A 24,125-nucleotide genomic window follows, 5' to 3' on the forward strand; every position below is an offset into this window, starting at 1 on the left:
TGGACATTCCCCGGGTAAGGGGCAATTCCACGGGAAATTTGCGCTGCCTCCCGGCCTTGCATTCAACCTCCACCGCAACCGTCCGCTACTCCAGCAGGGCCGGGACGGACGGTGGGCTTCGGCGGAAAGCTTGGTAATAACGCTCAAGGTATTCCCGCGCGGCTGCCTGGCTGGTGATGAGTAAATCCCAATCCATTTCCGGGCGCTCCAACGGTGGACGCGGCGGTAAAACCTTCCCTTCCAGCCGCCGCGACAAACGATGAAATTCGCGGCCCCACGCCTTGGTTTCACCCTGTGCTGTCATCAGGCCGGTCAGCTCGCTGACGTCGGTGGCTTCGGGTTGGTCATAAAAACCCCAGTTCAGCCAGCCCGTCACATGGCCGGCGGTCACCTCCACCAACCGCCGGCACCAGCGGGCCTGTTGCTCCTCATCCGCTTGCGGATGCCGCCCGCCGTCAAAGCGGGGTTGGGCGCCGCCATACCATCCCATTTCGGCGATGACCACGGGCTTGCCCGCCCTGGCCACTTCGCGCGCCAGGCACTCGGCATAAGCCAGATTGCGCCATTCCTCCTCGGCGGAGCGGTACTCGTAGGCCCCCTGGGCCAGTGGATAAAAGTGAAACTCCAGGAAATCCAGCATCGGCGCCTGCCGGGAGGGTTTGAAGGCGGAATAATGCCGCATGGTGGGCAAGACGGCCGGAATGGACCATTGAATCAAGCCCACCGTCACCAGCGCATTTGGGTCCACGCTTTTGATGGCGGCTACCTGTCGGCGCGTCCACTCGTCCGCCACGGACTCGCGGAAATGCTGGTAATCCAGCAACCAGGCGTTGCGCGGCTGGTCTTTGGCTTCCGGGGCGCGCAATCCATGGGCGAAAAAGTTCTCCGGCAGCCCCCACGCCTGGGCAGCCTGCGCCGGGGTGCCATGACGCGCCGCCACCCAGCGGGCGTAGCGCTCCTTGAGCGCAGGCGAATCCCACGGCATTTCCGGCTCGTTCAGCAGGTCATAAGCGAAAAGGACGCCCCGCCCCTTGTAGCGTGCGGCCAACAACCGCCAGAAATCCTCCAGCGCCGCGAGCACCTCCTCGCTGGCCAGCCGGTCCCGCGCGGCCCAGGGCGGCAAGCCCTCCCAGTGGTCCGGGCCGGTGGGGTGCACGTAAATGCCAAACTCCTCCCCCAGCGCCAGGAGCTGGTCCAGGCGCTCCAGGCCTTCCGGCGAAAGTTTGCCCTTTTCCCAATAAAACGAGCCGTAGGTCAGGAAGACGCGCACGCAATTCACGCCATGCGCCTTCATGCGCGCGAAATCCTGCCGCGTGGCGGCGGCGTCAAATTTTTTCCATAGCTGCGGCGCCCAGCCGGTGCCGGGACGGTAGTAATTCACGCCGAAGGGCACGTAGGGCCGGCCCTCGGCGGTGACAAAGCCCCGGCCGTCGGGCGCGACGCGAACGGCCGGCAACGGCGCGGCGAGGGACGCCACCCCGCCCACGCCCAGCGCCAGGGTTAGCAGGACGGCGGCCTTGAGAAGAACGACCGCGGAATTACTCCACCGGGATTCTTTTGCTGACACGTTTTTTTCGGGCTTTTTTGGGGGGTGCTTCGCCCGCCGGCACGGCCGCCTCCGCCGGCGGTTCGGGAGGGGTTTCGTCAATGTACAAATAACGCCCGCAATTGGCGCAGAGTTGAATGTCATCCTGGCGGCGCAGGGTGGCCAGGATGCCGGTGGCCACCACCATGTGGCAGCCGGCGCACACACCATTACGCACCGGCGCAATGCTCTTGCGCCCGCGCGCGCGCATCCGATCATGATGACCCAGGATATTGGGGATCAATTTTTCCCGAATCAGGTTGATTTTGGCTTGGATTTCCGCCTTGCCCGTCCGGGCACGGTCCAATTGCTCTTCCAGTTGATGAAGTTCCAGCAGGTTCTGAATCGTCGCAATGACAACGTCATTCATGAGTCCATAGTACTACTCCTGCCTCCCCCGGCCAGTCCATATAAAAAATGCCGCTCACCCTGCCGCCCGCAGGTGCTGCCGCCACTGGCGCGGACTGGCGCCAAAACGCTGGCGAAACTGGCGCGTGAAGTAATTGCTGTCGTTGAAGCCCGTGGCAAAGGCAATTTCCGTGATGTTCTGGCTGGAATGGCGCAGCAAATGCGCCGCGCGGTTGAGCCGCAGTTGCAGCAGATAGGCAATGGGCGTGCTGCCGGTGGCGGCATGAAACGCGCGCAGCAAACTGCGTTTGGACATGCGCGCAATCCGCGCCAGCGTGTCCAGATTCACCGGCTCATGGTAATGAGTCTCCAGATGCGTGATGGTCTCGGCAATCCGCAGCAAAGCGCGCGCATCGGGATTCCAGGAGCGGCTGTAGCAGCGGGAAAGAAAACCGATGATTTGCATGAAGGCCGCGGTGGCCATGAAACCGAAACCCGGCGAGCGCTGGCGCAGCTCGTGGTCCAGCGCCTCCACCAGCTCCAGCACGTGCCGCAGTTCCTCCGGCTGGAGATGCAACCGGCTTTTGAATTCATGCCGCCGCCGCCACGCCGGCTCCAGCGTGAACAGCGCATGGTACCCCGCCAGCGCCGGCAAGTCGGCCCAGTGCCATTGCAGTTTGTCCGCCTGATACAGCAGATTCACCAGGCACAGCCGGCGCAGGCCGGCGTAGGTATGCGGCCGCCGGCCGCTAATGACAAATACGTCCCCCGCCGCCAGCGGATAAGCGCGCCCGCCCGTCACGTGCAAACCGCTTCCCCCGGTGATGATGACCAGCTCGCTGAACTCATGCGCGTGCATGGGAAAAGGCTCCTGCGGATTGCGCCGCTCCACGGCAATGGGAAAACCATCCGCATGGAACCAGTCGCTGGTCTTGAGAACGCGGTGTGACACAACTGGCACTTTTGTGCTGGTTTTTGGCACCATTGTCAAGGCAGGCCGCCCGTCCGCCATCTAGACTTCCGGCAACGCAGAAAAAAGAAACCCAATGAACCGGCACCGTCCGAACATTGAAAATCGAAGCTGCCGCAAAAGCGGTGGCGCCGGTGTTTGCGCCTTCCGCCCCCGTCGGCGGCGGGCGGCGGGCGGTTCTCGGCCTGTGGCTTTTAAGGATGAACTGGCGCCGGCCCGCTGGCGTTGAATGACTCCTGCTCCCGCTTATGGCTGCGAAAACCAAGAAACTGGAAACGGCGTACCAACTGGCACGTGAACAATATGCCGCGCTGGGCGTGGATACCGAGGCCGCCCTGCAACGGCTGGCCACCCTCTCCATCTCCCTGCATTGCTGGCAGGGGGATGATGTCGGGGGCTTTGAATCCGCCGGAGAAACCCTGGGCGGCGGACTGGCCGTCACCGGCAACTATCCCGGCAAGGCGCGTACCCCGCAGGAGTTGCGGCAGGACGCCGAAATGGTGTTTTCGCTCCTGCCGGGCCGGCATCGTTTCAACCTGCATGCTTCCTACGGGGAATTTCCTGCCGGCAAAAAGGTGGACCGCAACGAAATTGCGCCGCAACACTTCGCGGGCTGGATTGCGTGGGCCAAAGGTCTGGGCATCGGCCTGGACTTCAACCCCACCTGCTTCGGGCATCCCCTGGCCGCCAGCGGATTCACCCTGTCGCATCCCGACCCGGCCGTGCGTCAATTTTGGATTGAGCACTGCCAGCTCTGCCGGGAAATCGGGGCGGCCATGGGCCGCGCGTTGAAAACTCCGTGTGTCACCAATGTCTGGATTCCCGATGGGATGAAAGACCTTCCCGCTGACCGCAAGGGGCCGCGCGAGCGGCTGGCGGCGGCGCTGGATGCCATCTTCAAGAAACCGCTCAACCCGAAACACAACCTCGATGCGGTGGAGGGCAAGCTCTTTGGCATCGGCGCGGAGAGTTACACGGTGGGCATGCACGAGTTCTATCTGGCTTACGCGGTGAAAAACAAAAAACTGCTGACGCTGGATTCCGGGCACTATCATCCCACCGAAAGCATGGCCGACAAAATCTCCTCGGTGATGCTGTTCGTGGACGAAATCCTGTTGCATGTCAGCCGCGGCGTGCGGTGGGACAGCGATCATGTGGTGATTTTGAATGATGAATTGCTGAGCATCGCGCAGGAGCTGGTGCGCGGCAATTTCCTCCATCGGGCGCATCTGGGTCTGGACTTTTTTGACGCGAGCATCAACCGCGTGGCCGCGTGGACGATGGGCGCGCGCAATTTCCTCCGCGCGCTGCTTTACGCCCTGCTGGAGCCGTACCAGACGTACCAGGAGCTGGAGCTGGCCGGCGATTACACCGCCCGCCTGGCGTTGATGGAAGAAGCCAAGACCCTGCCTTTCGGCGCGGTGTGGGATTACCATTGTCTCCGGCACAACGTGCCGGTGGGCGGCGAATGGCTGGCGGAAGTCAAGCGCTACGAGCGGGAAGTGCTCTCGCGGCGGCAATAAATCTCCTCTCCCCTTTCAACCAAGCAGCACACAAGCATGAATCTAGGGCCTTTTTTCGGGGTTTTCCTCCACTGGCTGGGCGGGCTGGCGTCCGGCAGTTTCTATGTTCCCTACAAAGCCGTGCGCCAATGGGCGTGGGAAACCTATTGGCTGGTGGGCGGTTTCTTTTCGTGGATTATCATGCCCTGGCTGCTGGCCAGCCTGATGACCGAAAACTTGTGGGGCGTGCTCCAGCAGCAGGACCTGAAGACCCTCTGGTGGACTTATTTCTTCGGCGCCCTCTGGGGCTTCGGCGGACTGACCTTTGGCCTGACGATGCGCTACCTCGGAATGTCTCTGGGCATGGGGGTGGCGCTGGGCTATTGTGCGGCCTTTGGCACGCTGGTGCCACCCCTGGCAAAATCCTTTTTTCCTGACATTCCCGTCGAGGCCAGTCTGGGTGAGATTGTGGGCACCACGCCCGGCAAGGTGACTCTGCTGGGCGTGGTGGTGTGCCTGGCGGGCATTGCCATTGCCGCGCTGGCCGGCCTCACCAAGGAACGCGAAATGCCCGAGGCGGAAAAGAAAAAGGCGATTGCCGAGTTTAGTTTCACCAAGGGCATTCTGGTGGCCACCTTTTCGGGCATCATGAGCGCCTGCTTCGCGTTTGCACTGACGGCCGGCAACCCCATCAATGAGGCTTCTTTGCAGGCCGGGACCAATAAAATCTGGACCGGCCTGCCCAAGCTGGTGGTGGTGTTGCTGGGCGGATTCACCACCAATTTCATCTGGTGCGTCATCCTGAACCTCAAAAACGGCACCGGCTACCAGTACTTCAGCCGCTATTTGCGGCCGGAACACGCCAGGCCCACCGCGGCGAATGCGTCCACGCCCCCCGCCGAGGCCCTGCGCGTGCCGTGGCTGCGCAATTTCTGCTTCAGCGCCCTGGCCGGCACCACGTGGTACATGCAATTTTTCTTTTACACCATGGGCGAAACCCAGATGGGCAAGTTTGGCTTTGCCAGTTGGACCCTGCACATGGCAAGCATTATCATCTTCAGCACCATGTGGGGATGGATTCTGCACGAGTGGAAGGGCGCCAGCCGCAAGGCACATGTGTTGATTGGCGCGGGCATCGCCACGTTGATTTTGTCCACCATCATCATTGGCTACGGCACGTACCTAAAAACTCAAATGGGCGGAGGATGAAAACGAATGGGCAGGCCTGGGAGCTGACACGCGGGAGAGACCGCTCCCCGTTGAATCGGCGATGGGCGGGAAAAGCCGTCCCCCGGCTTAATCCACGCTTGCAGTGCAACCTGACTTGTTACTGAATACTTTTATGCGTACACGCATCCTGTTGACCCTGTTGGCCTCGGCATCCTGGCTGAGCGCGGCGCTGGTCCCCATCCACCTGCGCTGTGAATATCTGGAAAATCCCGTGGCGGTGGAGACCACCCTCCCCCGTTTGAGCTGGGAAGTCACTTCCGCCGCCCGCGGCCAGTCTCAGACCGCCTACCGCGTGCTGGTGGCCAGCTCGGCGCGCAAGCTGGCCCAGGACATCGGTGATTTGTGGGACAGCGGCAAGGTGGCCAGCGGGCGGACATCGCAAATCGAGTATCGCGGCCAGGCCCTGCGCTCGCGTCAGGAGGCCTATTGGAAGGTGAAAGTGTGGGACAAAGACGACCAGCCCTCCGCCTGGAGCCAGCCGGCGCAATGGACCATGGCCCTGCTCGAGCCGTCCGACTGGCAGGCGGAATGGATTACCTTCAACCAAAAAGCGCCCTTCCACACCAATCGAGCCGAGCTTTACCTGCCGCCTGCGCGTTATTACCGCCGCGAATTCGTGCCCGCCAAGCCTGTGCGCCGCGCCCTTTGGCGGGCCACGGCACTGGGCATCTATGAGCTGCAGGTCAACGGCCGCAAGGTGGGCGATGCTTATTTCACGCCGGGCTGGACCGATTACCGCCAGCGCGTGTACTACCAGACCTACGACGTCACGCATCTGCTCAAGCCCGGCCCCAACGCGCTGGGCGCCATCGTGGCCGAAGGCTGGTACTCCGGCTACCTGGCGTACGGTTTGCTCGTGGGCCTGGGCCCCCATAAAACCGGCCGCGACATCTACGGGCGCACCCCGGCACTCATGGCCCAACTGGAATTGGAATACAGGGATGGCTCGCGTGAAATTGTGCCAACGGATGGCAGTTGGAAAACCACCAGCCTGGGGCCGGAACGTGAGGCGGACATCCTGATGGGCGAGGTGTATGACGCCCGCCTGGAAATGCCCGGATGGTCCCGTGCCGGTTTCGATGACCGGCAATGGGAGCCGGTGCTGCCCGCCGCCATTTACAGCCATCAAATGGCGCCCTTTTTCGACAATGAAGGCCGCGTCCGGATGATGGACTTTGGTTTCATTCGCCCCGCCAAATTGGAGGCCTACCCCGCCCCGCCCGTGCGGGTGACCCAGGAAATCAAACCTCTCCGCATCACTTCGCCCACGAATAATGTTTATATCTTCAACCTCGGCCAAAACTTTGCCGGCATCGTCCGGCTCAAAGTCAAAGGGCCGGCGGGCACGAAAATCACCCTGCGCTATGGAGAGATGCTCTATCCGGACGGCCGGTTGATGACCGAAAACTTGCGCAAAGCCCGCGCCACCGATACCTACATCCTCAAGGGCGACCCCAAGGGAGAGGTATGGTCACCCCGCTTCACCTTCCACGGCTTTCAATATGTGGAAGTCACCGGCCTGCCCGGCAAGCCGGAGCCGGACACCATCACGGGCTTGGTGTTGCATTCGGATGTGCCGCTCAAGAGCAGTTTTCAATGCTCCGACCCGGTCATCAACCGTTTATTCCAGAACATCGTCTGGACGCAGCGCGCCAATTTCCTGGAGCTGCCCACCGACTGCCCCCAGCGCGACGAGCGCGAAGGCTGGATGGGCGATGCCCAAATCTACGCCCGCAGCGCCACCTACAACGCCGACGTGGCCGCCTTTTACTCCAAATGGCTGCGCGAAGTGGTGGAAGCCCAGTTCGATTACGGTCCCTACCCCGATTACTGCCCCTATCCCTTCATGGTGGGCCGCGGCGGCGTGGCCACCGGTTGGACGGACGCGGGGATTATTGTGCCCTACACCGTCTGGAAAGTGTACGGGGACACGCGCCTGATTGACCGGATGTGGCCTTCCATGACGCGCTTCATGCAGTGGCGCCGCAAGGTGGCCAAAGATTACCTCGGCATTGCCCATCCCGATGGCAATGGTTACGGTGACTGGCTCAATCTCAATGAACCCACCCCGCTGGATTATCTGGATACCATCTATTTCGGCTACACCACCCGCCTGATGGCGGAAATGGCGGCCGCCCTGGGACGCAGCGAAGAAGCGGCCGACTACCAGGACCTGTTCCAAAAAATCCGCAAGGCCTTCACCACCAAGTACGTCAAGCCGGACGGCACCTTTACCGTGGACACCCAGACCGCTTATGCCACCGCCATTTATTCCGGGGTATTGCCCGAGGAGCTCCGTGAAAAAGCCGGGGCGCGGCTGGCGCAGAAAATCAAGGAGCGCGATCATCGCATGGCCACTGGTTTTCTGGGCACGCAACCGTTGCTGCCCGCCCTGACCGCCAGCGGCCACCATGACCTGGCAGTGCGTCTTTTCCAGAGCCGGCGGTTTCCGTCCTGGGGTTTTGAAGTGGAACAAGGCGCCACCACCATCTGGGAACGCTGGGACAGTTACACGAAGGAATTTGGCTTCAACGGCGCCGCCGGCAATCAGAACGCTTCCATGAATTCCTTTGCCCATTATGCCTTTGGCGCCGTCTGTGAGTGGATGTTTGTCACTCTGGCCGGCGTGGATACGGCACGGGATGGTTTCCGCCAACTGGTGCTCAAACCGCATCCCCCCACCCCGGGCAGCAACCCGGAAAATCCTCCCATCTCCTGGGTCAAAGTTGCCTATGACTCCATCAATGGCCCCATTAAAGTCCATTGGCAACGAAACTCGGGGGTGTTTGATTATGCCGTGACCCTCCCTGCCAATACCACGGCCACCCTCTATCTGCCAGCCAGCCGCTTGGAGGCAGTGTTTGAAGACGGCAAGCCGCTGGCCAAAGCGCGAGGCGTCAAGATTCTGGGGTTTGAAAACCAGCGGGCCATTCTGGAATTGGGCAGCGGCAGCTACCGTTTTACGTCCCTGGTGACGCCTTGACGCGCGCCAATTTTCACAATAGCGCTCGGCACGTGGTTTGCTGCTAATGCAACCATGCGAATTGAGTTGCAATTGGTTGAGTTTGAGCGCGGCACCTGTGCCATCATCCCGGTGGCAGCAGCGCCCACCAAACCGGCTTTGGTTAACCAATTGAATATCAGCCGGTTCGCCATTTCGCAAACTACCGGCATGCTGGAAAGCTCAAGGAAGCGTCCCTACAGCCGCTGCCTGACAGTCGAAGCACCAGTGTGCCAGAATGACACCCGCAAACCGCGTCAAAGGGAGCAAACCGTTACAAAAAGTGACCGGGCACAAACTGTTCCCATCGCTTTTGGTGAACCTGTGGCTTATACTGTGCCGCTGGTGTTTACCAATTAACCAGTGACCCGTGCTGGCGAACGGGCAAAAAGGATGGCCGCGAGGGATAAGCGCGGCGTGGCCGGGTAAAGGGATGAAGGCTCGTGCTTTCCGTGTTTTTTGGAGGATGCCGTCGCCGCAAACCAAGCTCTGATTGCGCGCCTTTTCCAAGTCTGGAGATTGGGGATTTGCCTCTTTAGCTCAAGCCTTGGCCCCGCGATGTCATTTGACATTGGGCATCCTTGCGCTAATGGTCAAACAGGGAATTGATTATGCCTAAGATTACGATATTGCCCGCCAACGTATCGGCGGAAGTGGAAGCGGGAGAAAACTTGATTGAAGCTGGCGAGCAGGCCGGGGTGGAGATGGAGGCCGGGTGCTTTAATTGCAGTTGCGGCACCTGCGTCTGTGAGGTGGTCAGTGGCATGGAAAACATCACCGAACCCACGCCGGAAGAATTGGATGTTTTGGATGCCTGGAATCGGGACCCGGAAAAATACCGGTTGACCTGCTGCAACAAAATCCTGCGCGGCGAGGTGGTGCTGCGGCAGATTCATTAAAGCCTGTTTTTCGCGGTTGACCGTTTTGGGGCAAAGGGGCAAGCTATGGCCAGCAAGCAGTAGCACTTTGCGGCCGGTCAAATTATTTCAACCACAAACCCCAACCCCTCCTGCATATGTTAATTGGCTCCAAAACCGGCGACCCCCGGGTGGCCAAACTCCTGGACATTCTCGAACTCAAATATCGTGTGGATGCCGAAGGTGATTTCCAAGTCAGCTTCCAGTTTGAAAACAACCGCCATCAAACGGTTTTTATCCGCTCGGCCACCACCCACCTAGGGCCACTGGAAATTCGGGAAATTTTCAGTGTGGGCTACGAAAGCGAAGGCCCGCTGCCGGGGGATGTCGCCAACGCGCTGCTGGTGCACAATGCCCACGTGAAACTGGGTGCCTGGAGCTTGTTGCGCTCCAGCAACTCCAATCACTGCTACGCCGCTTTTACCGCCCAAATTGCCGCAGACACCGACCCGACTTCTTTGTTGACCACCATCAGCGCGGTGGTGGAAACCGCGGACAAAGCCGAGTCGCTGTTGAACGACGGCGAGGATAAGTTTTAAGCTTCCGCAGCGGGCGCCTTTTATTGTGAGCCGGGACGCGCCGGAGGCGGGGCGATTTGCGGCAGGATGAGGCCTGCCAGCGCTTCCCCAATCAAGTTGTGGGCTTTTTCCGTCAGATGCCACTGCCCGTGGGCGCGAAAAATCACTGAGCAGTCAGGCAAGTTTCCAAAAAGGTTGGTGCTCCACAACACCGAATCGGCCGAGGCCACGGCCACTTCGCGCAAGGCCGGCGGCAGGGACGGCTCAAAGGAGGCCGGTCCTGTGCGGTTGGGAATCTCCACCACAATGAGTTTTATACCGTGGCTGCGGCAGGTTTGGCCCATGCGCTGCAACAAGGCTGCCGTTAACTTTTCCTGGTACTGCCGGGCGGCGGCCCATTGATTGGTCATGCCCACGGTGTATTCCACGGGCGCGGCCTCGGCCGCCTGCTGCGAGAGGCGGTTTTTCATGAACACCCAAATGTTGTTCATCACCAGGCTGTACAGGTAGGAATGCTGGCTGAGCCAGCGCGTCACGGGAAAGTTTTGGAAAGGCCGCAGCACCCGCACCCCGGGGATATGCGCCATTTTATTGGTGACCAACTGGCCATCTTGCAGGCCAAAAAGGCCGCATTTGGCGTTGTCGTCCAAATCGTTGGCATAGAACCCCAACACCACATAGTCGGGGCGGTACTTCAAACCTTCCTGCTCCAGAAAAATGAGCTGTTCCGCGGTGCCAAAACCTGAAATGCCGGCATTAAAAACCTCCAGCGGAAGGCGGCGTGCGGCAGCCGCCTGCTCCAGGACTTGCGCATAGGTGTCGGACTGGCCGCACTCAAAACCCTGGGTGTGCGAATCCCCCAGGCATAGCACCCGCCGCACCCCCGGTCCTTTGTCGTAGGCATAGTCATGGGTGTCACGGAATCCCTGCGCGTTGATTTGGAAGCGCCATGAGCCATCCACGCTGCGGTGGTAAAAAGTCGTGTTGGGCCGCAGGCGGCGCAAGGTGAAAGGCCCATATTGAGCCTCTTCGTGAAAGCGGGGAAACAGGACAATTTTTTCCCGGAATACCAGCCGCACAAACAGCTCGCCCGCCCCCAAAAAGAGGGCTAGAAACAAAACAACGCCCATCAGCCGGGCCAGGCGGCGTTTGCCGGTTTTAGTCATGGCATTTGCGTTGAACAACACGCCCGACACATACTTGTGCCCGGCCTGCGATTCAGCGGGGGGTTTGTTAACAAGCGCGTTGGGCAATGTCAACGCATGAAGCCCCTGAGCTGTTTTACGTTCAAGGCGTCGGCCGCCAGGCCTTGATGCGGTAGTAGATTTGCGGGGTGGTGCGAGCCGTTGGGTCTATGAGAAGAACGGTATTGGTGGCGCTCTGCGCGGGCAGATTGGTCCAAACTGTCCACGGTCCCGGCCCCAGCGGAGAAAGATACTCCACCACATAGGCAATTTCCGGCTGGGCAGTAAAACGCAAAACAGCGCCTTGAGTCGAATCCATGGCAAATCCTTCCACCTTGAGGACACTGCGCGCATCCAGGGGATGTGTGCCGCTAAGGTATTCCTCGTAGTTGGTGCGGCCATCACCGTCCGGGTCATCATCCCGCCCTTGCCCTGGCCCGCTGCCCAAGCCATAACGAGCTTCCCAGTCGTCGGGCAGGCTGTCCCCGTCCCCATCCGGCCTCCCCACAGTGATTACTGCCACCGCTGTGGTGGCAGCGCCGTAGGCATTGGTAATGACCAGGTAATAACCGCCGTCATTGATGCCAGCCTGAAGGTTGGTGAGAGTCAGGCTGTTGGTGCGCGCCCACGGGATGGGTTCGCCTAAAACATTATACCACTGAAATCCCAGTGGCGCCGTGCCGGCCACGCCCGCCGTGAGGGTGACATTGGTGCCGGCCGGCGCGGTGCGGCTGGCCGGTTGATTGGTGATTAACGGCCAGGAAAGCACGGTCACGTTGCAAAAGAGGCTGGCGCCGGAGCCGGCCAGATTGGTGGCGATGATGCGGTAGATGCCCGCATTGGTGATTTGAATGTTGGGCACAAGGAAGACCGGATTGGTAACTTCGCTCACCCGGTTTTCCAAAATCACCGGCACGCGCTGGAATTGATAATAGAACGGCGGCGGATAACCGGAAAACACCGGCGCAAACACAATATCCACACCCGCCGTGACGGTGAGCGTGGCAGGGATGCCCTGCACCGTGGTCACCCGCCGCATAGGTTGCACCCAGGCGGCCGCACTCAGGCGTGTCCCCACCATATCGGTCACCCGGACACGATAAGCCCCTTCGTGCGCAATTTGCACATTGGTCAGCGATAACGTCGCGCTCGTCGCGCCGGGGATGTCCACGCCATCTTTTTGCCATTGATAGGCCAGCGGCCAGGGACTGCTGGCGGTGACACTTAAAGTCACGTTGCCGCCCACCAGGACATTCGTGCCCAGCGGCGGCTGGACAATGGCAGGCAGGGATAACACCGCCAGTGCGGCGGCCTCACTGACGGCCACTCCATAAGCATTGGCCGCGCCCACCGAATAGTTGCCCTGCTGCGCCAAGGTCACGTTGGTCAGCGTCAGAATGCCGGTGGTGTTGGTGGCAATCAGGGTGCCTTTATGACGCCAGTAGTAGATGATCGGGCCATCGCCGGACGCGGCGACGGCAAAGGTCACAGTGGCTTCCTCCACCACCGTCTGGCTCTGCGGTTGCTGTGTGAACACGGGCGCCGCTCCGGCCACCCCGCCACCGGCAACAGCCGGCCATGCCGCCCGCCAGTGGGCGGGATCGTTGGCATACGCGCGCAAATCCATGCGCTGCAGCGACGCGCCAAAACCATCGGCACCGCCGGGCCAGGGAGCATTATCACGATAGCTCACCTGTTCCAACATCACCTCGCCCCAAAAGCCCGTGGCAAATTCCACCGGCGCCTTAAGTTCCACATCCTCCCCGGAATTATCCAGTTTGCCCAAAAATGCGCCGTAAATGGGAATCTCCTGGTGCACTCCATATTTCTGGCGGAAGACGGCCAGCTCCTCCGGATTATTTTGGGGATTAAAATTGACGACCATCAACCGGCCGGTGGGAGGCAGCCAAAGATTGGTGGGGAAAACAAAATCCACCCCGCCGGAGATGCGCCACGTGTTGGTGGGCGATGCCGGGTCAAACAAAGGCACGGCGTTGGTGGTGAGGTTGGCCAGCACCAGGTACTCCTCGCGGCTGTTGTCATTCGTGCCGATGTCCGGCGGCCGGTACATGATTTCCGCAATGACCACCGGCCCCACAGCCGGGCCGGCATTCGCCTCTCCGAGAGTTGGCCGCGCCTGGCGCACAAAGTGCTCCGCCCCGGTACTGGTCACGTGCCGCCCCACGGTGACGCCTGCCTCAGTGCCGCGGAAGTTGAACCCGTGAAAATAGCCGGTGAGCCGGCCCTGGGCATCCGCGGCAAACAGCGCCACTTCACCGCCACTGCCACTCCACGTCAGATTGCCGGCCGCGGCCAGAAACTCGCCCTCGTTCAACACAAAATAACCACCGGCGGGGATGACTGTGCCCGGCGGAAATTGGTATTTGAACGGCTGGCCCAAATCATCCGTCAACCACCAACCACTGATATCTGCGGGCGTGGCGCCCACGTTCGCCAGTTCCACCGCGCGCACCTGCCCTGCGGCAGGATGGGCCAGCACTTCATTCACCACTACCGCCGGGAACAAGGGTGGCGCCACATTGGCGCTGCACGGGTTCCCGTTAAAGGCGCCACTGGCCCGCCAGTTGGCGTGGTTATCCCACAAGGAAGCAGGCGCGTTTTCGTCCACCACCACCAGCGAGAAACCATAACCATCAGTGATGGGATACCAGCCGTCCCCATAAGCAAAGCGCAGGAGGGTGCGGCCCGCCGCGTCCACCAGATGGAGCGTCTCGCCTGCGTTGCTGAGCTGGCCGACATACACTCCGGCCACGGGCAGGTTGGTGCCGTAGCGGAGGGCGAAAGCGGCCCGGTCCCTGACAATGACTACCCGTTCACCCGGCGCCAGGGTGCCGTCCGCAAACTGGAAGGTAATACCTTCAATGAAGCGTACGCCCGCCAGTGCCACCGTTTGCGTGCCCACATTGCGCAGCTCCACGTATTCAAACAAGTCTTTGTCCGCGAAGCCGGCGGCCAGCTCCGCCGCCGTGGGCGGGGCGGGATGGTACATCAGCTCTGTAACGCGCAAAGCAGGCAGCTCCGGGGTAAGGAAGTCTGCCTCCAACAGCGCGCTCCACGTGTTATTGACCAGGGCGCGGGCCTTGACCCGGACACTGCCGGTCAGCGGAATGGGGCCGCTGTACGCCAACGCTGTCGGCGCCACCGCGCCGCCCACCAGGCGCGGGTCGCTGCCGTCCAGGGTGTAATACACCGCCCCGCTGGGATTGTTCAGGCTGATGGCCAGCGGGAAGCCGTTGGTCACATAACCTCCATGCCGGTTAAAGCTGGGCGCATTGACCGAGGGATACAAACCATCGGCGCGGAGCTGCGCCAACACCGTCTCCGCCCGGGTGGGGAAGATGTTGGCCGGCACCGCATTGACGGCGCTGACCCACTCGGTTTCCCCGTAGGGCGGCTCACGCGGCGCGGCATCTCCCCACCGCGCCGAGTAGGCGCGAATGGCCTTGGTGATTTGATTGGCCTTCTTCCACCAGCGATTCGTGCAGGCGGAAAATGTGAGCGCGCCGCCGTTGAAGAAATGCTTCTGCACATGGTCGGCAAAGCGCAACCGGTATTCCGGATTGTTCATCAAATCCTCGTGCAGGTACTGCGGATTGGAATAAGTGAAGTTGCCCACATTGGAGCCGCTGATGCCACTCCATGGCCCCGTGCGGTCCACCTGCCAGCTCGGCGCGCCCAGGGTGTGCTCGCAGTCGCTGTTGAAGAAAATCCAGCCCCTTTCGGGGTTGTTCCGGTTCCGCATGGCAAACCAGTTATTGGGCCGGGTGTTGGAAAGGAAGGCGGACAACGTGGCGTCGCCATCGCCGGAGTAAAAAATGCCAATCATGTAATCAATCAGATTGTCCACATCCAGCATCACCGGCAGCGCCGGGTCGCGCGTGCCATCCGGCTTGCGTCCCAGAATGCGGAAGTAATTGGAGTTGGAGGGATTCCCCGGCACCGAGCGCACCATCACCCAGAGATTGCTCCAGGCGCTTATGTTGCCATCGGTCACCTCGGTCACAAAGTTGCCCACGTGATTGGCGCACTTGACCACATCGTAATCCTCCTTCCGGCCGCCCAGATAAATCTCGCCATAAGAAGCCTCGGGGCGTTCATCAGTCTCATACAGCCCCCAATACTGGCCGTTGAGATAAAGATGGTAATAGCGTGAGCGGCGGTAGGGCTGGCCCATCGCCCCCAGGGTTTCCCGGCACCAGACCTCGCGCACCATCGTCTCGTAGAGGCCGTTGTTGCCGGTTTCGCGCGGCCATGAGTAATTTTGGCTGGTGCGCAAATCAAACGTGTCAAACTCCTGCGCGCCCTCGTTCTCAAACAACGGATAGCGCAGCCGCCCCAAACCATAATCGCGCCGGAAAAAAACCCGGAAGGAGTGCTTCACAAAATTGGCATTGCGGCTGTAGCCGCCGCGGATGCGCAGGCCGCACGGCGCCTGAAAACGCCCCGGCACGGAATTGGTCGGGTCAAGCAACTCAATCGAGCTGGGCCGCTCCCATTCCTCGCCATGCCCATCGGCATTGGCGTAAATGCCGGTCACCGGGTCAAACAAATTGGGCAGCTCGGTCACAATCGAAAGGGTGGGTATTTGCGTCAGCGCCTCGCGCCATTGCTGAAGGGTGTATTTGCTGACCACCTCCGGGTCCATGCCGTAGTCCACCCGGTTGCGCCCCCAACTGGCCGGGAAATATGGCGGCGGACGCCCATCGGACGCTTGATAAATCACGTCGTCAAGAAACAGGTAGGTGTGCGTGTCCACGTTGGTGGGCTTGTATCCCGCCTTGAACGCCCGCGCCCGCACCACCGTGGTGTTGGTGATGGTCAGCGGTCCCGTGTAGCGCACCCCCTTGCCCGGAGCAGGCTCATCGCCATTGAAGGAATAATAAATCTCCGCCCCAGGCGTTTCAGTAGTAATGGACAGCATGAAGGGTGCCTGAAAGAAGCCGCGATTGACGCTGAACTTGGTATCCGCCACCTGCCCGTAGTAATAGTCCGTGTTGTTAATCGCCCCCGGCGTGGCATCCACCAGCCAGGCATTGCTGGACACCTCGATTTGCACCGTCTCCAGCGTCGGCACCATGAGAAAATCACCGTTGGCGGCAGAAACATTTAACGCCTGAATAGCCAGCCAGTTCGTGCCGGGTATCAGGAGAGGAATGGCAGAAGAAAGGTCCAACGTTTCTTCCAACCGCGCTGCCGGCAGGGTCCGGTTGGTGACGGCAGTGCTGTTCCAGGCCAGGGAAGCTGGCGCGTTGGCGCGCGCCACCTCCACCCCGTTCAAATAAGCCACCAGACCATCGTCGTACCGCACGCGCAACCACATACGGTCCACCGGCAGACCCGGCGTATAAACAAACGGCAGGCGGATAAAGGCCGAGCCGTTCACCCCCAGCATCCGCGACTGCACATCCGCGCGAATGTAAGGCGCAAAGTCGCTGCCCAGCACACCCTCCACCACCACCTCGGCCAGCGAAAGCACGTTGGGCTCATCGGCGTTGCCCTGCCCTCCCGTGCCAGATAAATCCGGGTCCGGAATGCGAATGACCCGCACCATCCGCCCCAAGGCCGGCTGGCCGTTGAGCGCAGCGATATCCACCGTGAGGGTCATTGGGCCGGAGGGAACGGAGGAAAAAGTGTAGCCGGTATTCTCCGGGTTGAGCAACGGGGATTGCCAGTTGGTAACCATGCCCGAAGCGTTGGTGGATAAAACCAGGACGCGAATGTCCCGCAACCGCGATTGGCAACAGGAGCTGCGGTTGTACAACACCACCCGCGAAATGAAAAATTCGTTGGTAAAGGTCACCTGCCAGAACGGCGAGGCATCCGCAGAAGCCGTATGCGTAAAATCATTGGTACTGCCGTTGAGGGCCAGACTGGCGGAGTACGAGGATAACGTGGTGCTCTGCGAAGCTGTTCCGGTCGGCGCAATATTGGCGGGCACACCGCCGGCCCGGTTGGTGTCAAAACCCATGGCCATGGGCACGGCACTGGTGAACCACAACCCGGTTGGCACAAAATCCGGGGCCATCCAGTTGCTGTCCCATTGTGCTTCCGTGGCGGGGATGAGGATTTGCGGCACGGACTGCGCCAACCAGGATTGCACCACCAGCCGCCGCGCCACGCCGTAGGAAACATCTTCCTGTTGGGGAGGATAAGCCGGAGTGAAGCCATGCACCACGGCGTTGCCATCGGTCAGCGCTAGAAATTCGCCAGCGGCATCCAGTTGAAAATTGGCATGCAGACGGGCGGCCGGATTGCGCCGGTTCTTGCCCGAAGCAAACACCAGCAGATAGCCATCCCCTGCCAGGCTCATTTCCGGAAACGCCCACTTGCGCAAATTGGCGGGGTCGTCCGTGAGAAAATATCCGGCCAGGCTCACGGGGTTGGTGGAGGCGTTGTGAATCTCAATCCAATCCGAAAAATCCCCATCCTCATCCGCCAGCACGCGATTATTGCTGGCCATGAATTCGGATATTTCCAAAGGAGCGGCGGCAAGGGAAAACGCGCCTGTGACCCAAATGTAACACAGCGCCCAAAACACAACAGCGAGGCAGCGCATAGGTGATGCTTTGAACCTAATTAAGCACCTTCACCTCTGCCGGGCAACAGTTTTCCGCCCTTCAATGGTGTGGCACCAGAGCCAGCGGCTGCTCATGGTCCAGATGGTCGGCGCAAATGCGGAAAAATTCAGCCCGTGTGCGCGCCCGCCGGCTGTCATGTAAAAACGCCTCCGCCCCCGGCAACCCCAGCCCCACCTGATTGCTGAACTTTTTGAGCGCCTGCACCTGACAGGCCTCGCTGACGTCCGGCGTGGAAAGGGCTTCATCCAGCGCGTGCAAATAAGCCAGCACCTCGCGGCCCGTGGGCAACGTCACCGCCTGCCCGGCCAGGCGCTCGCGAATCTGCCGGAACAGCCACGGATTGCGAATCGCCCCGCGCCCCAGCATGAGGCCGCGCGCCCGGGTTTGCTGCAACACCCGCTCCGCGTCGGCCGGACTGAAGATGTTGCCGTTGGCAACGACGGGACACGGCATGGCGGCCGCCGCCGCCGCAATCAAATCATACCGCACCACCCCGCCGTAGCCGTCGGCCACCGTCCGCCCATGCACCGTCAACATATCCAGCCCATGCCGCGCAAAAATGGGCAACAACTTCTCAAACTCCTCCGCACTGGCGAATCCCAGGCGTGTCTTGACCGTGAACGGAATGGTGATGGCCTCGCGCAGCTTGCCCAGAATCATGTCCACCCGCTCCGGCTCGCGCAACAGTCCGCCCCCCGCGCATTTGCGATAAACCACCGGCGCCGGGCAGCCCAAGTTCAAATCTATGCCAGCCACCGGATGCTGCGCCAGAACCTGCGCCGTGCGAATCAACGCGGGAATGTCATTCCCAATCATCTGCGCCAGCATGGGCCGCCCGGTCGAATTTTCATCCACACACCGCAAAATGTCCTTCTCCGGACGCGACGACGCATGCACGCGGAAATACTCCGTCACGTAATAATCCGCCCCCCCATACCGATGCACCAGACGGATAAACGGCAGCGTTGTCACATCCTGCATCGGCGCCAGCGCCAGCACCGGCGCGCCGCGCCGCCACAAAGACCGAAAAGAATCCACCGGTGACAGCGTCAGACTCATGCCGCAAGCGAGGCCCCCGCCGCCGGCGTTCTCAGCCGGGCCAGCCACAAGCCCAGGGCCGTCAGCAGACCATTCACCAACAACAACTCGTTGCTGAACTGGTAACCGGCAAACCATCGCGGGCCGTTAACCTCCAACACGTAGCACATCACCGGTGGCAGCAAACAAGCCAGCGGCGTCCACCGATCCTCCACCCGGATGCGGGTGAACAGACCAAAGAAAAACAACCCCAACAGCGGCCCATACGTATAATTGGCCAGCTTCAACACCAGCAATATCACCTCGCGGGCATCCAAGGCCTTGAACGTCAAAATCACCAGCAACAACAACAGCGCAAAAAACACGTGCACCTGATGCCGCAATCGCGTCTTGAATGCCTCATCCCACTGCGGGCGCCGCTCCATGTCCAGAATGTCTATGCAAAAGCTGGTGGTCAACGTGGTGAGCACCGTGTCGGCGCTCGCAAACGTGGCGGACGTCAGCCCAATAATGAACATCAACCCCGCCAGCAGCCCCAGATGCTGCAGAGCCAGCAACGGAAACAAATGATCCAGATTGGCCGGCTTGGCGATGCCCCGCGCATCAGCATAAGTGTGCAACAACGCCCCCAGACACAAAAACGCCAGATTCACAATCATCACAATCACCGCAAACCACCGGATGTTTTTCTGCGCCTCCGGCAGCGTGCGCGCGCTCAAATTACGCTGCATCATGTTCTGATCCAGCCCCGTCATGCACACCGCCACCACCATGCCCCCGATAAACTGCTTGGGAAAAAACGTCTTGGCCTGCCAGTCCCAAAAGAAAACCCGCGAGTACGCCCCCTCCCACAACGCCGCCCACACCCCACCCACCCCCAAATCCATCTGCCGCGCAATCAACACAATCGAAAGAAACAAGCCCAGCAAAAGAAACGACGACAAAAAGGTGTCCGTCCACACGATCGTTTTAATGCCGCCCTTGAACGTATAGGCCATCATCAACAAAATCATGAACGCCACCGTCGCCGCAAACGGCACCCCCCACGCATCCAGCACAAAATATTGAATAACCCCGGCTGTCAAATACAGCCGTGCCGCCGCCCCCAGCAACCGCGACACCAGAAAAAAAGTCGAACCCACCTTCTGCGTGCGCGGCCCGTACCGCCCAAACAAGTAGCTGTAAATCGAAGTGAGATTCAGCCGGTAATACAGCGGCAACAAAACCCCCGCGATGATCAGGTACCCAATCGCATACCCCATCACCATTTGAAAATAACCAAACTGCTGCAGCCCCACCTGCCCCGGCACCGATATGAACGTCACCCCCGACAACGACTCCCCAATCAAACCAAAAGCCAGGATGTACCACGGCGACTTGCGTTCGCCGAGAAAATACGCGTGCGCGCCGGCGTGCCGGCCTGTCCGCCAGGCAATGGTCACCAGCACCACAAAAAACACCCCGATGCAGCCCAATATCAACGCGGGCGTCATGCCGCGCAATCAAACGGATTCACCGCCCCCCTGCCAAGCAATTTATTGCCATTTTATAAATCCCGCGAAAAATGCCCCCCCGCCGCCCCCAAGCTGCACCTCAAACTGAGCAAGTCCAACGGTCAAGAAGGAGGATGATCTGTCGCCCCTGCGGAGCTCGGACGGGTTGGCCCGGCTGTTTCTACCACCAGGCCGCCCCGCTGGGGCTGTTTATTTCAGGGCTAGTAGCGGTTGGACAAATACCAGGTGCGACAGGCCTAGGCCGTTAATGGGGACTCCGCGCCAGCCCCTTAGGGACGACCGGTTTATAGAAAACGTCCCCCTCCCAATTATTGAGTCCCTTAGGGACGACATGAAACCAACTCCCCTCTCCCGCCGGCAGAAGGCCCGGGTGAGGGGACCGTTTTCCCCCTTCGTTCCCTTCGTTTCCTTCTGTTAAAAATCCGTGTGTTCCTTTACCCCATCGTGGGAAGGGACTATTGTGAAGGTGTGTAGCGCGTTCGTCGGCCCCATGTAGCGCAGGCGTCCCCGCCTGCGCTACGGGGAGACGCCTGCGCTACAGACCCTCACCTTGGCTTTCTGCTACGATGGGGTAGAGGTCAAAGGGGTCAGAGCGCGTGAAAGTGGAAACAAGAACCACGAACGAACACGAATGAACACGAATGTTGAACAGAAGGAAACGAAGGGAACGAAGGGGAAAAACCGCCCCCTCACCCAAGCCCTCTCCCCGGGGGGAGAGGGAGGTTTTTTAGCTGCGCTCCTCGGCCAGCCGCTTGAAGGCGTCGTCGTAGCGTTTGGCTTGGGGATGGGGTTTGGCCAACCCCGGCGCGGCTTCCTGCGGTTGGCTGAGGTTGGCTTTTTTCATGTACACGGTGTTTCTACCGCACCCGCCCACCGGGTGTCCATCAAACCGGGGCTAGCCCAGTGTCATGCCTGCGCATGACGTCACGCATAGGTGTAAGGAGTCGGAAACAGGCGTCCTAAGCGTCCTAATGCCGACAGCGTGTGGCCGCGCCGGGCGGCGTGCCCTATGCGGCATATCAATTCACATGCAAAGCAGCCTCTCCGTCTCGCTCTATTTTTTCGACCAAGGCTTCTGCTGATTCAACATGCCCATTTCGAACCGCACCTAAGAACAACTGCTTCGCTAAGCTTGCATTGGTTCGGCTCCAATGCTGTGTGTGCTCTTCAATCCTGCGAGCAAGTGAATAAATCCTCCCTCCCGAGTAGTAGGCAGAACGACGAGACCACGCGCTAAACTCATAGACCGTGCGCCAATCAGGAGTTCCTTGAAGACTCCTCTGGCCGTTAAGCAACTTCAGCGAAGCAAATGTTGTACTCACCTCACGAGAATAGACCGGCATGAACAACAAACGCGCTTCTATTTTCTCCATACCACTGTCGCAATCGATCAAATAGCACGTCTTGTATGATAAAAAGCACACTGTCACACCAAGTGTAGCTCCGAGAAATACTAGAACCAAGGCTTTACGCACGGTCATTTCATCCTCGTGAAGTTATTGACAGTATTTCCAAGGTACTCGTCAATGTTGCCTGTGCCCAACAATTCTATGTAACTTGCATCTAACGGCCACTTAGGCCAAAAGTTTCCCCGTGGTGCAGGGTCATCGGTTCCGCCGTAAAGATGCGAGAGTTCATGCAAAAGGATGTCCACTTGCGAGTCTGGAGACGCCTTGAAGAATTTGGGACAAAAATGAATATCACTATCGTACGGACTCCATGGTCGCGTGTATGCCATTGTATCCCCAAGGCAAAAACATTCGCATTCTGCTTCATACTTGTTGGCTGCCATCCCGCTGGCAACAGCATGCAAGACAGATGAAATATTGGCATACCACGAATGGTAGTCCGACCGGAAACCTGAGTCGGAAGCGTAGCGCGCAGCGAACGAAGGGCTGGAACCAACCAATTTGCTTACAGCGTAATTGGATAGCGTCGTGATCGTAACCAGCAAATTAGCTTTTAGGGTAGCTTCGGCTTTTATCAGCGCCGCCTTTTCCTTGTCGTTACAAAGGCTGAAGTCAGCGAATAAACCAAGAGCATCGAAAACGTTTACTGGATTCTGATGGCAATAGCCGTAGAGGTTCACTCCCCCTCTTTCCCCCATGGGGTCTCTGGAAAGCCACCTGCCGGCGGTGGGGGAGTAGTAGCGGTGGCCGTAGTAAGAGAGGCCGGTTTCCCAGTCAAAGTATTTGGTGGAGAAGAGATGATGGAAGTCCTTGGCCAGGGGGCCCGTGGCGTGGAGAAGCTCGCCAAACGGGCAGCATTCGTGTTCTGACGAGCGTTGCTCTGTGGCCGCATTCGACGTGTGGAGGAATAATTTCCCTTCGGCGGGACGCCGAAGGGCACACGCCGGAGGCGTGTGCTCCCCGAGACCAACAACGTGCGCCAACCCCGCTTGCAACCCTCCTGAAATCGAACCCGTCCCCTGCGTCGTCCCCGACAAATCCACCCCCCATACGTGCGTGCGTAGCTCACCCCTTGGCCCATGCACTGCGGGACAATTCTTCTCCTCCACGATTGCCCACCCACCTATGGCTTCATTCACCTGCATCTTGTGGCTGACCTCGAACCCAATATCTCCCAAATCCCCCATCCCTTCAAGCCTTCATTCGCCCCTTTGCCCCCGCATGCAAGACGCAGGCCTTATTCCGCTACGCAGTACGAAACACTTGCGTTAGGACACAGGAAAGTTTGACGGGCAGACTGGTGGTTAAAGGCGCGTCTGTTTGATGACGGCAATTCTGCAATCACGGAGCCGGGAGGCTCCGTGAACCCGCAGGCGGGGACGCCTGCGCTACACACCCTCACCTTGGCTTTCTGCTACGATGGGGTGGAGGGAAAAGGGGGCAGAGCGTGTGAAGGGGGGAGATTAACCACGAATGAACACGAATGGACACGAATTTTCACACAGAAGAAAACAAAGGAAACGAAGAGGGAGAAGAGGCCCCTCACCCTGACCCTCTCCCCGAGGGGGAGAGGGAAATACATCAAATTCTGTCACAGACTTTGACCACCCTCACCCTAGCCCTCTTCCAATGGGAGAAGGAGGAATTGTAGCTGCGCGGATTATTCTCACGCTGGTACCTTGGCCCCTTAGCATATTTAGCCTGCGGGTTGCGGGCCTACTTCCGCTACGCGATTCGTGGACGCCATACGTTATGGCTAATGCGAGATTGAGATGGGGCTTGGTGCGTCCAGGGGCGTGTGTTTGACGACGGCAATTCTGCAAGCACGGAGCCGGGAGGCTCCGTGAACCCGCAGGCGAGGACGCCTGCGCTACAGACCCTCACCGTGGCCCTGTCCCGGGGGGAGAGGGAAAATAGTTAATGTGCCTCGAATTATTCATTATCTGCGTTTGCTCAATGCAGACGAGGAGGGAAAGTAAGAATAGAAACCCCATAGATGTTCTCATTTCCATTCGTTGCCTCCGGCCTGCGGGACGGAGGCTGAATCCCGCTTTGCGGGACGGGGACGCCTGCGCTATGGGAAATGAAAGATTGATGAGCGGACTGGTGCTTTTGGGCGCATACGCTTGACCTTGGCAATTCAGCAATCACGGAGCCGGGAGGCTCCGTGAACCCGCAGGCGAGACGCCTGCGCTACAGGGGGTGGTCGCCGGGAAAGGGGTCCATCCAATCAACTCGCGGCCCGGCGTGGGGATTCCGGCTTGTCAGAAAGTTGCCGGGGAGACAGGATAGCTGCTGTTCATTTTAGCA

General features: G+C 59.8%; 15 protein-coding genes. 6 read left to right on the top strand and 9 right to left on the bottom strand.

Annotated elements, in window-relative coordinates; translation table 11 throughout:
* Positions 1-85: 85 nt before the first annotated feature.
* Genes NXS98_RS11525 through NXS98_RS11535 form a run of 3 tightly spaced genes read right to left on the bottom strand, consistent with a single transcriptional unit; the run spans position 86 to position 2,885 of the window.
* On the bottom strand, positions 86-1,567 hold the full coding sequence (locus NXS98_RS11525; protein ID WP_283845129.1) for a cellulase family glycosylhydrolase: 1,482 nt from the start codon (positions 1,565-1,567) through the stop codon (positions 86-88).
* Positions 1,539-1,955: a C4-type zinc ribbon domain-containing protein gene (locus NXS98_RS11530; RefSeq protein WP_283845131.1), complete on the bottom strand. Its 417-nt coding sequence runs from the start codon at positions 1,953-1,955 to the stop codon at positions 1,539-1,541. Before NXS98_RS11530 ends, NXS98_RS11525 begins: the two co-directional genes overlap by 29 nt.
* A 54-nt stretch (positions 1,956-2,009) precedes the next feature.
* Positions 2,010-2,885, bottom strand: coding sequence for a helix-turn-helix domain-containing protein (locus tag NXS98_RS11535; protein ID WP_283845132.1), 876 nt, complete (start codon positions 2,883-2,885; stop codon positions 2,010-2,012).
* Positions 2,886-3,151: 266 nt separating this feature from the next.
* Here NXS98_RS11535 and NXS98_RS11540 point away from each other — a divergent pair, with 266 nt between their 5' ends.
* The 6 genes from NXS98_RS11540 (at position 3,152) to NXS98_RS11565 (ending at position 10,092) form a co-directional block, all read left to right on the top strand.
* On the top strand, positions 3,152-4,426 hold the full coding sequence (locus NXS98_RS11540) for an L-rhamnose isomerase (RefSeq protein WP_283845133.1): 1,275 nt from the start codon (positions 3,152-3,154) through the stop codon (positions 4,424-4,426).
* A gap of 36 nt (positions 4,427-4,462) precedes the next feature.
* Positions 4,463-5,614 carry an L-rhamnose/proton symporter RhaT gene (gene rhaT, locus NXS98_RS11545; protein ID WP_283845135.1) on the top strand — a complete coding sequence of 384 codons (1,152 nt, stop codon included), beginning with the start codon at positions 4,463-4,465 and terminating at the stop codon, positions 5,612-5,614.
* Between the two features lie 133 nt (positions 5,615-5,747).
* Complete coding sequence (locus NXS98_RS11550) at positions 5,748-8,618, top strand: family 78 glycoside hydrolase catalytic domain (RefSeq protein ID WP_283845136.1); 2,871 nt, start codon at positions 5,748-5,750, stop codon at positions 8,616-8,618.
* Positions 8,619-8,672: 54 nt separating this feature from the next.
* Entirely contained in the window at positions 8,673-8,996 is a 324-nt protein-coding gene (locus NXS98_RS11555; RefSeq protein ID WP_283845137.1) for a hypothetical protein, read from the top strand.
* A gap of 251 nt (positions 8,997-9,247) precedes the next feature.
* Complete coding sequence (locus tag NXS98_RS11560; RefSeq protein WP_283845138.1) at positions 9,248-9,535, top strand: 2Fe-2S iron-sulfur cluster-binding protein; 288 nt, start codon at positions 9,248-9,250, stop codon at positions 9,533-9,535.
* A 116-nt stretch (positions 9,536-9,651) separates the two neighbouring features.
* On the top strand, positions 9,652-10,092 hold the full coding sequence (locus NXS98_RS11565; protein ID WP_283845139.1) for a hypothetical protein: 441 nt from the start codon (positions 9,652-9,654) through the stop codon (positions 10,090-10,092).
* A 20-nt stretch (positions 10,093-10,112) separates the two neighbouring features.
* Here NXS98_RS11565 and NXS98_RS11570 read toward each other — a convergent pair whose 3' ends face one another.
* From NXS98_RS11570 to NXS98_RS11595, 6 genes are all read right to left on the bottom strand, one after another.
* Positions 10,113-11,237 (bottom strand): SGNH/GDSL hydrolase family protein, encoded by a 1,125-nt coding sequence (locus tag NXS98_RS11570; RefSeq protein ID WP_283845140.1) that lies wholly within the window; start codon positions 11,235-11,237, stop codon positions 10,113-10,115.
* A gap of 121 nt (positions 11,238-11,358) precedes the next feature.
* Positions 11,359-17,832, bottom strand: coding sequence for a lamin tail domain-containing protein (locus NXS98_RS11575; RefSeq protein ID WP_283845142.1), 6,474 nt, complete (start codon positions 17,830-17,832; stop codon positions 11,359-11,361).
* A gap of 61 nt (positions 17,833-17,893) precedes the next feature.
* Complete coding sequence (locus NXS98_RS11580) at positions 17,894-18,913, bottom strand: tRNA dihydrouridine synthase (RefSeq protein ID WP_283845143.1); 1,020 nt, start codon at positions 18,911-18,913, stop codon at positions 17,894-17,896.
* Positions 18,910-20,385 carry a sodium:solute symporter gene (locus NXS98_RS11585; RefSeq protein ID WP_283845144.1) on the bottom strand — a complete coding sequence of 492 codons (1,476 nt, stop codon included), beginning with the start codon at positions 20,383-20,385 and terminating at the stop codon, positions 18,910-18,912. Before NXS98_RS11585 ends, NXS98_RS11580 begins: the two co-directional genes overlap by 4 nt.
* Positions 20,386-21,425: 1,040 nt before the next feature.
* Positions 21,426-21,887 carry a hypothetical protein gene (locus NXS98_RS11590; protein ID WP_283845145.1) on the bottom strand — a complete coding sequence of 154 codons (462 nt, stop codon included), beginning with the start codon at positions 21,885-21,887 and terminating at the stop codon, positions 21,426-21,428.
* Positions 21,884-23,002 (bottom strand): RHS repeat-associated core domain-containing protein, encoded by a 1,119-nt coding sequence (locus NXS98_RS11595; protein WP_283845146.1) that lies wholly within the window; start codon positions 23,000-23,002, stop codon positions 21,884-21,886. Before NXS98_RS11595 ends, NXS98_RS11590 begins: the two co-directional genes overlap by 4 nt.
* Positions 23,003-24,125: the final 1,123 nt, after the last annotated feature.

This window comes from Fontisphaera persica, assembly GCF_024832785.1.
GTDB classification, from domain to species: domain Bacteria; phylum Verrucomicrobiota; class Verrucomicrobiia; order Limisphaerales; family Fontisphaeraceae; genus Fontisphaera; species Fontisphaera persica.